Here is an 11,554-nt window from a genome sequence, read left to right on the forward strand (position 1 = left end):
GACACGCGTTAACGCGAAAACTTCCTCCGTCCGGACCGGAACCAGTGATCGGGGGCTCCCACACGGACGCATGCCGCTAGAGAACCCGCTTGACCGTGGTACGGCACAGGCAGGGTGTTTGTTGGCCTGCATCTTATCACGCTCTCTCGCGCACCTCAAATCCGCGCGGGTGTCTCCTAGTCTCTGACCATGGGCGGCGCTGAATCATGGGCAAGCACCGCTGCGACGTCTCGGTCGATGCGCGGTAACCGTCGCCGAGACACCTCGCTCGAGCTCCGCGTCCGCAGGGCGCTGCATGCTCAAGGGCTCCGTTACCGCGTGGACTTCGCCCCGCTTGCCGGGCTCCGATCCCGAGCCGATGTGGTCTTCACCAGAGCGCGCGTCGCCGTCTACCTCGACGGTTGCTTCTGGCACGGCTGCCCGATACATGGCACACTCCCGAAAGCGAATGCGTCCTACTGGGTGCCCAAGCTCGAACGCAACCGCGCTCGGGATGAAGAGGTCGCGGCAGCCCTGACGGAAGCGGGCTGGACGGTGATGCGGTTCTGGGAGCACGAGGACGTGGGCCAGGTCGTGGACAAGGTCGTCGCAGTGGTGCGTCGAGAATCCCCTTCCTCGCGGCGCGCGAAGGCCGGCGGATGACGCTTCTCAGCTCCCGCGCCGGCGGGGCAGGAGGCGTCGCTTCATTCACCAAGCGCCTGGGCCTCCGGGAGCCTGGCCGCCTTCATCGCCGTCATTACCGCTCCCATAGCAGCCGTCTTTGCGGCGGCTGCGCACCCGGCAAGCAAGAGCCCTCGCAGCCGGGTCCCTGAGCAACCGCCGAGGGTGTTAGAAGGGCCCTACCCGTGCTCGCCGTCTGATGCAGAAGGTGCTGCCGCACTTGCCGCGGCGCAGCAGCCCGTGACGGGCCACCCGCACGCCGACGAAGGCGTGGCGGCAGTACGCGCAGGTGATGATCGGGAGGGAGGGCATGACAGCTCCTCTTCTCTCGGAGCTGGACCTTGGGCCGCGAGGTGCGGACGCGGGCGACCCGTACCGGCCTCCGCACGCACGAGGCCACACTCCGGCCGCGGCAGAAGGGTGGGCGGATCCGACTCGGCATCTCCTCCGAATGGGGGAACGCCCGCTCGAAGCTCCCGGCGCGGATGAAGTCGAACACCATCGACGGTACGGCCGCCCTGTGTTGTCGGACGCGAGCGGGGCCCTCGGTCGCCGGGCGGCCCGCTCGTGATCATCGGCGGAGAGCCCACACCGTGCCCGCCGCGAGGATGGTGGCCCCCGCAGCGAATCCCGTGAACGAGAGCCCGAGGCCGGTCCACCCTCGGGTGAGCCAGAAAACCGCCAGGCAGGTGGTGACCGTGGCGATGCCAGCGGATGCGATGAGCGCCAACGCCGCCGAGCGCACCCCGATCTGCCGGCTCGCCCGCCACCGGACCACGTCCGGCCAGATGATCGCGAGGAGCCCGATGAGGATGGCGGCGCCCCCCGCGATCATGTAGATCACCGCGAACGGGAGCACACCGTTGGCGCGTGCGGCCAGCCCCAGCATCACCGCCGAACCCCCCATCCCGGCGAGGCCGAACCCGAGCCAGTACCCCGAGCCCGCCAGCGTCGCGACGCCGGAGAACAGCGCCGTGATGGAGAGCATCAGGAACGACCAACCGAAGGCGGGGTCCTGGGCAGTCAACGTGTCGACCGCGGTGCCGGACAGCGCCAGCCCGACCGCGATCATGCCGACGCCGGTGCCGCGACGTCGCGATTGAAGGACCAGGAACGCGAGCGTACCGATCATTAGGGTCTGAACAGCGAAGAACGTCGCCAGCGGCGCGGACCCCCGCACCAGCTCCCGGATGATCAGTCCGACGCCGCCGCCCGCGACGGCGACGAGAGTCAACCCGATGACGGCGATGCCCGCGCGGAACGCGGCCTGGCGGACCCGTTCGTGGGCCGGAGCGCCGCTGGACCAGTACTTCGCTGCCGTGATGGCGAACGCCGTCACGACCATCCACACACCGGCGAACACGAATGACCAGCCACCGATGTCGGGGGGATCCACCACGACGAGGACTCCGACAACGGTCGCGACAGAGCCTCCGACGACCACGAGCGTGACGTTAGCCCGCACGCGGAGAGCGTCGTGGTGCGGACCCGACCAGGATTCGATTACGTTGACCTTGACGGTGCCGACCGCGAAGAGCGACAGCACCAGGACGATGACGACCACCCAGAACGGGATGCCCTGGATCCACTGGGCGATGGCGCCGATGATCGCCACGATGAACCCCGCGGACGTGACGACCCAGGACACGCGGCGCTGGGCGCCGCCTGTCGCGTCGGGAGTCGCGGTCGCGGGGACGGGCTGACCCACCGGGTGGGTCTCGGCGACCGCCTTGGAGCGTTTGCGGGATGCTCGGCGCTTACGGTTGCGCTTCGACTTCGGTGGGTTGAACTCTTCGAGTGCCATGGCCTGCCCTTCCGCGCTCGCGCGCGATTGGTGCAGGGGCCCCGAGGGTCACGATCAGCTCATGAACGTTTCCACTGACTCCCGGGGCCCCTCTCTACGAGACCGACGTGATGCCGGGGGCCTGCAAGCCCGTGTTCCGACGAGTCAGCCAGGGACGTTCTCCCTTGGGTACACCCTGACTGCTACGTCGAACGCCGTCAACAGAAATGTGCGCGTGCGCACCTGTGCTGCGTGCACCGACACGTGGCCGCCAGGTGGTTGACCGCCGGAGCGAACGGGCCTAGCGTTGGCGGCATCGATTCCCGGGTCAGGATCAAACAAATCTCTCCCAGGTCGATATCTCTACGAATGCCTGAGCGGCTGCAACCGTGACGGCGACGCTGGGAAGGCCGCGACATGTCGCGGCCTTTCTTGCGTGCGGTCGCACTGCCGGTGCGGGCTGGTGCAGCGTGGGCGCGACGGCGACACCGCGGGGTCGGCCGCGAGGCTCCTGGTGGCCGGTGCCCCGTTGATAGCACTGTCCGGTCCGGGCAGCGGTCCCCGCTTGGGTTCAGCCATCGAACGCCGCTTGGAAGCGGCCCGGCGCGTCAGTTCGCGACGTGCCGAGGCCGGCCGCCATTGGACGTGGTCGAGGCAGGGTCGGCTGGCGGCGGTCGAAGCTCACCCGCGAGACGCCGCGGACATCGTACTGATGCACCGGACGTGGCTGACGGTGCCAGCGAACATCCGGCTCGGCTGTCCGTCGCGCTGCTCGAGCGCCTGGAGCGAGAGGAGACGGCCCACGGGGACCGCCCCCACCGCGTGGGTGAGCGATGGCGGCGACCGACGGAGCCGGGGGAATGTCAGGAAGGACGCGGATGACGTGTCGCACGACCCGAGCCTGGCCCGTCCCTGCGATGCTGACCGGCTCATCCTCCGCGTGTATGGCCCACTGCCCCGTCGACCAGCGCGCGATTGCGAGCCCTGGTCGCTTCGTCAGTGTCGACGTTACGTCAAACACCGACGGTGTGGGCGCGCGGTGCACGCGAGGGCGCGCCGCACAGCGGGGCTAGACGTCGGAGGCCGTGGAGCTGGCCGGAATGAGCTCGTGCGGAGTTACGCCGAATGCGTCGGCGATGCGATACACCGTCGTCATCCTGGGGTTGGAGGCCGGCCCGTCGGCCTTGGAGGTGTTACGCCCCGCCTCGAGAAGCTGCACATGGTTCTGCGTGAGTCCCACGAGATGGGCGAGCTGTTCCTGCGTCAGCTGATGCTGGGTTCGCAACTGCCGGACCCTGGCTCCGAATCGCTGGGCCTCGAACCGATTCCACACCACCTGTATATGGTCCGTTCACCCTCAAGGGATGTCGACCATGTTTATCGGGATTCTGCCTCGAGCCCTCCAGCGACCCCCTGCGAGCCGGTTCAGTCCCCGGCCTCGACCGTCAGAGGGTGTACGTCTTCACGCTCACCGAATGCACCACGATCCGCTGCTTGCTCCCCTCGAGGGCGAAGTGGATGCGTCCGCACTCGTTGGGCGCGACCGCGTCGCGGACCTTCACGTGCGGTGTGGCGTTGAGGTTCTTCGCTCCGTCGAATTCGAAGGAGTGCAGCCAACGCATCTTCTTCTTGCGGAATTCGGTGATGGTCTTGTCCGTCATGGCGACGGTGAGGTCATGTTCCGTGCGGAACCACTCGTCCATATGGGGCATGGACGCGCGGTCCGTGCCGTAGAGGTCGGCGGCCGCTCGGGCCAGCTGGGTGAGCTTCTCGGTCATGTCCTCGGGGAACGGGTATGGGCTGGCCTTCCAGGTTTCACCCGCACGGTCGGTGAAGACGATGTGGTCCGATGCCGCATCGGTCAACGCATCGAATGTCGCCGCGGGGTCCTTCCCGCACGCGAGCGTCGGGATCGCCGCCCAAGGGTCCTGAGCGACATCCGGCGTCGACGTCGTCACTACGGCCTCGTATGCTTCACGCCACGCCACCGACTCCTTGCGCAGCCGCTCCATCTCGACATCGGCGCTCTTGAGGCGGTCGTCGGCGTCGTCGGCGCGTTGCATCGCGTCCTCACCGATCTCGGCGAGGTCGCGGTTGGAGGCCTCGAGCAGACTCAACTGCTCACGGAGGGCCTCGATCTCCGCGGAGGTGTCCTGCTGGTCGCGTGCGTCCTCGGCACGCCGCACGAGCTGCCGCAGGCGTGCATCGTCGGACGCGGCGCGAGCAGCCTCCCAGACTCGGTCCCGACCGTTGACGAGCGCGGCGACCGAGCCCAGCCGCTGGGCGAGATAGCGGAGGACGTCGGAGGGCCCTTGGTCGCGAATCTGCTCCGCCGTCATGGAGAACGCCGACGCCCCGAGCCGCGGCCACACCAGCGCCAGCCCGCCGAACGGAACGCTCACCTCGGGGTGCGCAGCGGTCACCGCGCGGGAGGTCGCGTAGTTCAGGGTGACGGTGTTCGCCAGTCCCAGCAGACGCTGCGACGTCCGGCGTGCAAGATCCCATGCTTCAGGTGAGCGGACATGGATCAGCAATGTCGGAAGACGGCTCTCGAGCGGGAGCGCCTCCGCTAGAGCTGACGCCTCCCCAACCGTCTTGATCTGGATGTACCGACCCTCGACGTGCTGTCCACCGACCGTGAGTCTGACCTCATCGTCCTGGTCCAGCAGGCGGACGATGCGGGGCTGGAAAACGGTGGTCGCGGACACCGGGACGAGCGCCTCACCGCTGGCCGCTCGACCGATGCCCACCCGGAAGCGTGTCCGGCCTTCCTGTTCCACCACCGTGATGCGTGTCGTGAGGGTGAGCCCGCTCTGCTCATCGGCTTGCCGCACGCGGATGAGGAATCCGCGCGCGGCGTCCGTGATCACCTCGCACTCTCCCTGGCGCGGGATGAGACGGTCGCCCGCACGGCCGGGGGCGAGGGGACGCATTCCGCCTTCGGTCAGGAATGTCTCATCCAGCGGGTGGTCGACGTCGGAGAGCCACTCCGCCACATGCCGGCGTGCGCGCTCGAATGCGTCGGGCCCGTCGAGGTCGAGGTTGACCACGTACAACATCTGCATATCGATCTCCTCGATTCACCTACACACGAGCAGGGCGGGAGCCTGCCGGACCGACCGCTCCCATGACGAAGGCAGCTTACCGGCGGCGGGGAAGGACACCTGCGCGGCGGCTGACGCCGACCGTGGACGCAGTGATAGCCCGGCGCGCGCATCTGCTCGACGCGCTATCGCGGCGGCTGACGATGTTCGCGGTTCCGGACGAACCGGGCATGGACATCGACGAACGCCGACCTTGCCCCGCAGCGGAGAACGCGCCCGATCTCCACTGCAGCTTTTCAGGCATCGCTCCAACCCGGTATGGCGCTGACCCGCGCCCTCTGGAACGAGTTGAGGACGGCAGTGCGTTGTGACATGACCCAGGCGACGAGTGGGTTCGGATCGCCTGTTGCGGGTAGGCGACCGTTCTCGCGCACGAATACATCGACCAGGCGCGCGGTAGAGCACCACCGACGGGGGGCCGAGTTCGGGGTCAGGCCGTCCATGTCGTCGATGAAGGCAATGTAGAACCTGAGTGAGGCGCGTTCATCCTCGTCGAGCGTCTCGGGCTTGCTGTGGAAGAGGAGGGCCGTCGGCATCCAGTAGTCGCACATGCCCATCGCCATGCGCGGCCTCGCATCGGAACCAGTCCATAGCTGTTGATGCGACGCAGACCCTCACCCTCCGTTGCCGGTGAACAGGTACGTCCCGTCGGCGAAACCGGTCACCCGCAGCCCGACATGCTGGTGGGCGAGGAATTTTTCGCGAACCCGCTCTCGCCACCTCCCAGCCTCGATTGGTGTCTCCGCGCGCAGACGGGCGATGTCGTCCGGCACCGCTACGCGCGCGAGGATCGGCTGCGGTTTGGACAACCGCTCCGGGCCCTCCGCTATGAGCCAATGAACGAGCAGCCGGTCGCTGGCGTCGCCGCGGTTGAGCCCGTCCCGCATTGCCCCGTAATGGTCGACGAGGTATTCCGCGACCCCGGCGCCGAGTACGTTGAAATTGAAGTGGGCGTTCCGGGCGACCAACGGGTCGAACGTCCAGGTGATCACCGCCACGCCGCGCTGCAGCGCCCATCGTCGCTGGTGCTGCTTGAGAAGGCGGCCCACGCCGCGGCCTTGATACTCGGGAATGACGCCTGCTATGTGCGAGTGGAGCGTGCGCGACTCCGGCGGCCCGAAGAACGCCACCGCGGCCCCGATGATCCGTGCGCCGTCGTAGACGCCGACGACGTAGTTGCCCGCATGCTCGAGGGCGCGGAGGACATTCGCTGGCATTGCTCCGCGGTCCCCGCGCCAGATCTCGTCCAGCACGGCCGATGCCTCATGGGTGGCCTGGGCGCTGTCCAGGACCCGGACGTCGAATGCTTCTGTCACGAAGGAAGTCTCGCACCCGGCGCGGCCGAACGGATTCCCAGGGAGGCTGGAAATCCACTTATACCAGGACTAGCGTGAGCGGCCTGGAGCGACACGCAGAGGCGCCGGTGACGATGGGTCGTCACTCGTACGGGTTCTGCGGGGTCCGCCTGACGACGGAGCGCAGTATGGGCGGCACGGCAGGGACTACCCGGACCGGGGCGGGCGGGTCCTCAGTGACCGGCCGCGGCGCGTCGTGGACTCCCGGCGCCCATTCGGCAATGTATTCAGCGACCGCTCGGGCGACCGCCGGGAAGCGACTGGTCCAGAACGCGAAATCAGCGAACTGGGCCATCGTTACCCCGCGGAAGATCCGCCGCGTCCGGTCGACGCCCAACGCCTTGCCCTGCGTGTTCTCGACGTACTGCGCGGGCGCACCCCGGAACTTCCGGAGCAGCTCCGCCCGGACGGTCGCGCACAGCACGTGCTGCATCATGGCCGCGCGGTACCGCTCGGAGGTGGGATCCACGCCCGCTGCAGGCTCAAGCACCCCGGGGGTGGCACCGAAGGCAGCCGGCTCGGCTACCAGTGACCGCGGGATGAACGCGAAACCCTCGCCAGCGACAGTACGAACCACGTGCAGACGCTATCAAAGCGCAGCCCGCCCCTCGGCTGGTCTACCCGGCAGCTGATTCTCGATGCTTTCCGATGGGATGGTCACCGCGTGCGAATTATGCACCGCATGCTTCGGTGACTCGGAGTGCATAGCGTCAGGGTGCCACAGATTCACCCTGACACTGTCCCCAAGGTCCTGCGATGGGGCGACACCGACCACGCCACACACCACCGTGTCGCGCTCATCCCGCACCTCGGAAAGCTCCGCAACCCGCCCCGCAAGCTCATCCCCATCCTGCGCGCATGCGCGTGGTCGACGCTCCCCCCCGCCGTGACGAACTACATCGACGGCTTCACCCCACGCCGCGTCGAGGCCGAGACGTGGGAGCGCATCGGCCCGTTCGTGCGGGACTCGGTCGCCCTCGCCGCGCCCCTCACGCCCTACACCGCCGACGTCCTCATCGGTCGAGCCACCCAGTACGTGGCCTGGTGCGTCAGCAAGGGGTGGAACCTCGACGCCGAGACCATTTGGTCGCGCTACGGTATCGACCTCTACCTCGCCGACAAGAAACTCCCCCTCGGGCCGGACACCCGGAGGAACTACCGGGCGTGGCTGATGCGCATGGCGGAGGTCCTGCAGCCGGAGGAGAACGGTGAGCCGCGCGAACGCATCCGCGCCACCCCCAGCACCATCGAACCGTACACCGCCGCAGAGATGGCCGAGTTCCGACGATGGGCCGGGTCCCAGCGCACCGAGTTGAAGCAGTACCGGGCGATGCTCATGCTCACCCTGTGCGCAGGGGCGGGGTTACGTCCAATCGACTTCGAGGGTCTGCGGACTGAGGACGTCGAAGTGCTCCCCGGCGGCGGCTTCGTCGTCCACGTGCAGAGCACCCAGCCACGAAACATCCCCCTCCTGGCCGAATGGGACGAGTGGATGGAGGTGCTGCTCGAACGGGTTCCCGAGTCGCACACGACACTCTGGGGCCCGCCGAACAAGGCGCGACGGCACGGCCTCTTGTCCGGGTTCACCCAAACCACCACTGGTGTACCACCGACGTCATCGCGCCTGCGCGAGACGTGGCAGCTCACACTCCTGCGCGAAGTATCCCTCCTCAAGGCCATCTTCCGCGCGGGCGCAGTCCGCAAGTTCGACAAGCTCGCTCAGTTCCTCGACCAGGTCGACGACGTCGACGAAGAACAGTACGTGCGGTTCCTCCGTCAGGCGGACCAGCCGTGAAGTGGGACCTGCCAAGAGACCCGGCTGACCTCGCCGAGCGCTTCGACGCCGAGATGAAGAAGGTCGTCGGCGTCGGATGGGACGACTGGGACAACGCGCTGGCCGTCACCGGTCCCCTCCCGATGGCGATGTTCAACGCCGTCGTCGCCCTCATCGACCGCTCCGGCGTCGTCCCCGAATTGGAAGGGTGGGCGCGCGAGACGCGCAAGAGCAAGGCTGGCCGGAAAGCCCTCATCTCCTTCCGCGCGGTTCTCGTCGTCGAGCTCCTGTGCGCCATGTGGACGAAAGGCGCGCAGTACCAGGAAATCTGCAACACCCTCGCTTATCGCATGAGCCCCGAACAGTTTGAGGTCCTCGGCATCAACTGGGAGAAGGTGAAGAAGACCCGGTGGTACCACCGCCACTGGCGAGCGAAGCAGCGCCTGCTCGCTGCCATCGACCCGTACCACGGCACGCCGAAGAAGCAGAAGCTCACCCTCGCCGCGGCCATGGACGCGCTCAAAGCGAAAGACGAAGAACGCGAGCGGCGCCTGCTCTGGGTAATGCAGTCGCTCGTCAGCGCCTCCGTCTCCCTGCTCCCCAAGCGCTACCGCGACGCGTACAACGGCGACGTCGCTCTGGACTCGACCCGCATCAAAATCCTCGGCCCCGTCCACAGCGCCGCGTTCACCGAAGCACGCAAAGGCACTCCGCTCGACCATCCCAAAGTCATCGCGGCGAGCAGAACACTCCGACGCGGAGGCACGCTGACCAACGTCGACTTCACCGCCGGCACCTACGACCGCGGACACCACGAGAACCCCGGCAAGGGTGCTCCCGAACCCGCCCACGAACTCGACTTCATCTCAATGATGGACACGCGCGGGTACGAAGACCACCCAGCTTTCGCGCGCATCATCACCGCCGTCTCCATTCACCGCCCGAGCGAAATCACCAAAGGCCCACTTCGCGCCATGCGCCAGCACGGAGTCCAATTCCCGCAGCGCGGCATCGCCTCGAGCGACCGGGCCTTCAACAACAGCGACGTGGAGAACTTCCAGCAGCCGCTCCGCATCGACTACTGGGAGATGTGCTTCGACTACAAGAAGAACCAGTTCGGCCGGCAAGGAGTCGTCCCTGGCAAAGACATCGTCGTCATCGACGGGACGCTCTACGTCGACCGGATGTCGAAGAAGCTTCGCGACGCACCCAAGCAATACAAGAACGGTCAACCGAACCCCGAAACCGGTCGCCTGTGGACGTGGCCCGAAATTCAGCAAATCATCGAAGACCGAAGGGTGTATCAGATGAAGCGGTACGGGAGCCTTTTCGCTGAGCAGAAGAACGGGCACCAGCGCTTCCTCTACCCCGACCCCAAGACCTACCGCGCTTTCGACCCCGCCACCAACAAACCCATCGACTCCCCGAGAGCGAAGACCAACTTGCGCGGGACCGTTACCATCCCGCCCGACGCCGAGGTGGTGAAACACCTCCAGCGCTACCCGTGGGGCACCCCCGAATGGGAGAAGGCATACGGACAGCGGAACCAGGTCGAATCCAGCAACTCAGGCATCAAGCGCTCCCGGTTCACGGACCTCGAAGACCCACAGAAGCGCCCCGGTCGCGGCGTCGCCTACCAGGGCATGGCTTCCGCGCTCATGGTCGTCGCTCACAACCTCCGGATGCTCGTGAACGCGTTGCTCTCGGAGCACACACCCAAGGCGAAGACCCCTCGCTCGCCGCGACGTAAGTACTCCGAACCGGTGTGGCGGGGCGGCCCGGACCAGCCCGCGAAGGCGAAGGCGCCGCCCAAGAGGCGAGCGGCTTAACCGCCGCCCGACCTCGAACCGAACAGACGACGAGTAGCCCCGATGAGGGGCTACTCGTCGTTCTCGAATGCGGGAACTGGCTGGTGATCGGGGATGGCTACGATGCTGGCCTGCAGCGGGGGACGCGTTTCGGCGTGCGGGCGGTGAGTTTCAGGGCGCGGTGGGGCGCAGGACGCGTATTTCGTGATGGCGAGCGGCGGAAAGTGCGAAATACCCGGGCAGGATGCCGGTGATGTGCGAGTGCATCGACCTCTCGGCGGGCGGGCCGAAGAGGGCCGCCGAGGCACCGATCATCCGGTCGCCGTCGAACAGGCCGACGACATAGTTGCCCGCGTGCTCGAGGGCCCGCAGGATGTTCGCCGGCATCGTGCCCTGCTCGCCCCACACCTCGTCGAGGACGCGAGCGGCTTCGTGGATGCCGTCGACGTCGTCCAGGGTGCGGATGTCGATCGCGTTCATGCGTCGAGTCTCGCACCGCCGACTCCTCCCGCAGGCGCCGTTCCCGCGTGACGTTTCACTGCCGCGGCGCGTCTCACTGGTGCAGGCGAACGACAGCGTCACCGAGGAGAGGACAACGACATGGCAACCACGCTCATCGACCACCGCGAGCCGTCGTCCGGGGTGCTCTCGTGAGGCGCGTATCCTCCTCGCGCGCGAGCCGGCCCCGTGGCGTGTACGTCGCCACCGGCGTCGGCGCCGCTCTCGCGGCCATCATCGCCCTCGCGCTCTACCTGCCCCTGGTGGGCTTCCTCGTCGCCACGACGGCGAGCACGGCCGGACTCGTGCCGTTCCCCTTCGCCAGCGTCACCGGCGTGACCCTGCTGGGCCTCGTGATCGTGGCCGGTGCGCTGCTGCTGGCCGTCACACGACGCCGTCCGTGGATGTCGTGGACCCTCGCGATCATCGCGGTGATCGTCGCCCTGGCGGTGACGGTGTTCCCGCTGATCGCCGTGGCCGTCGGCTCCGCCGACCGTGCGTCCGACGTCGTTCCGCTGATCGTGGACCTCTGGCAGCGGGTGACCGGCGGCTGACGCCGGCCCCGCTCGACG

Annotated in this window: 12 protein-coding genes; 4 read left to right on the forward strand and 8 right to left on the reverse strand. The window is 67.4% G+C overall.

The genetic code is table 11. The features are described from left to right. Window positions 1-189: 189 nt before the first annotated feature. Window positions 190-642 carry a very short patch repair endonuclease gene (locus tag ACXKZF_RS15170; protein WP_488984764.1) on the forward strand — a complete coding sequence of 151 codons (453 nt, stop codon included), beginning with the start codon at window positions 190-192 and terminating at the stop codon, window positions 640-642. A gap of 186 nt (window positions 643-828) precedes the next feature. Here ACXKZF_RS15170 and ACXKZF_RS15175 read toward each other — a convergent pair whose 3' ends face one another. The 7 genes from ACXKZF_RS15175 to ACXKZF_RS15205 form a co-directional block, all read right to left on the reverse strand. Further along, window positions 829-972, reverse strand: coding sequence for a hypothetical protein (locus tag ACXKZF_RS15175; RefSeq protein ID WP_488984765.1), 144 nt, complete (start codon window positions 970-972; stop codon window positions 829-831). A gap of 259 nt (window positions 973-1,231) precedes the next feature. Next, window positions 1,232-2,464: a hypothetical protein gene (locus tag ACXKZF_RS15180; RefSeq protein ID WP_488984766.1), complete on the reverse strand. Its 1,233-nt coding sequence runs from the start codon at window positions 2,462-2,464 to the stop codon at window positions 1,232-1,234. Window positions 2,465-3,512: 1,048 nt separating this feature from the next. Then, window positions 3,513-3,779: a helix-turn-helix transcriptional regulator gene (locus ACXKZF_RS15185; RefSeq protein WP_488984767.1), complete on the reverse strand. Its 267-nt coding sequence runs from the start codon at window positions 3,777-3,779 to the stop codon at window positions 3,513-3,515. A 109-nt stretch (window positions 3,780-3,888) separates the two neighbouring features. Next, complete coding sequence (locus tag ACXKZF_RS15190) at window positions 3,889-5,508, reverse strand: hypothetical protein (protein ID WP_488984768.1); 1,620 nt, start codon at window positions 5,506-5,508, stop codon at window positions 3,889-3,891. Between the two features lie 275 nt (window positions 5,509-5,783). Beyond that, window positions 5,784-6,110, reverse strand: a complete 327-nt coding sequence (locus ACXKZF_RS15195) for a hypothetical protein (protein ID WP_488984769.1) — start codon at window positions 6,108-6,110, stop codon at window positions 5,784-5,786. Between the two features lie 51 nt (window positions 6,111-6,161). After that, window positions 6,162-6,863: a GNAT family N-acetyltransferase gene (locus ACXKZF_RS15200; RefSeq protein WP_488984770.1), complete on the reverse strand. Its 702-nt coding sequence runs from the start codon at window positions 6,861-6,863 to the stop codon at window positions 6,162-6,164. Window positions 6,864-6,984: 121 nt separating this feature from the next. Beyond that, window positions 6,985-7,479, reverse strand: coding sequence for a hypothetical protein (locus ACXKZF_RS15205; protein ID WP_488984771.1), 495 nt, complete (start codon window positions 7,477-7,479; stop codon window positions 6,985-6,987). Between the two features lie 138 nt (window positions 7,480-7,617). Here ACXKZF_RS15205 and ACXKZF_RS15210 point away from each other — a divergent pair, with 138 nt between their 5' ends. Then, complete coding sequence (locus ACXKZF_RS15210; protein ID WP_488984772.1) at window positions 7,618-8,697, forward strand: hypothetical protein; 1,080 nt, start codon at window positions 7,618-7,620, stop codon at window positions 8,695-8,697. Then, window positions 8,694-10,505, forward strand: coding sequence for a hypothetical protein (locus ACXKZF_RS15215; protein WP_488984773.1), 1,812 nt, complete (start codon window positions 8,694-8,696; stop codon window positions 10,503-10,505). Before ACXKZF_RS15210 ends, ACXKZF_RS15215 begins: the two co-directional genes overlap by 4 nt. Before the next feature lie 150 nt (window positions 10,506-10,655). Here ACXKZF_RS15215 and ACXKZF_RS15220 read toward each other — a convergent pair whose 3' ends face one another. Further along, entirely contained in the window at window positions 10,656-10,964 is a 309-nt protein-coding gene (locus ACXKZF_RS15220) for a hypothetical protein (protein WP_488984774.1), read from the reverse strand. 212 nt (window positions 10,965-11,176) lie between these two features. On the opposite strand from ACXKZF_RS15220, the gene ACXKZF_RS15225 reads away from it, so the two are divergent. Then, complete coding sequence (locus ACXKZF_RS15225; RefSeq protein ID WP_488984775.1) at window positions 11,177-11,536, forward strand: MFS transporter permease; 360 nt, start codon at window positions 11,177-11,179, stop codon at window positions 11,534-11,536. Window positions 11,537-11,554: the final 18 nt, after the last annotated feature.

The sequence above is a fragment of the Microbacterium sp. ABR10 genome, assembly GCF_057812175.1.

Coding starts and splice junctions, on each gene's coding strand:
- ACXKZF_RS15170 (WP_488984764.1), top strand. CDS start 190: ATGGGCGGCGCTGAATCATGGGCAAGCACCGCTGCGACGTCTCGGTCG.
- ACXKZF_RS15175 (WP_488984765.1), bottom strand. CDS start 972: ATGCCCTCCCTCCCGATCATCACCTGCGCGTACTGCCGCCACGCCTTC.
- ACXKZF_RS15180 (WP_488984766.1), bottom strand. CDS start 2,464: ATGGCACTCGAAGAGTTCAACCCACCGAAGTCGAAGCGCAACCGTAAG.
- ACXKZF_RS15190 (WP_488984768.1), bottom strand. CDS start 5,508: ATGCAGATGTTGTACGTGGTCAACCTCGACCTCGACGGGCCCGACGCA.
- ACXKZF_RS15195 (WP_488984769.1), bottom strand. CDS start 6,110: ATGGCGATGGGCATGTGCGACTACTGGATGCCGACGGCCCTCCTCTTC.
- ACXKZF_RS15220 (WP_488984774.1), bottom strand. CDS start 10,964: ATGAACGCGATCGACATCCGCACCCTGGACGACGTCGACGGCATCCAC.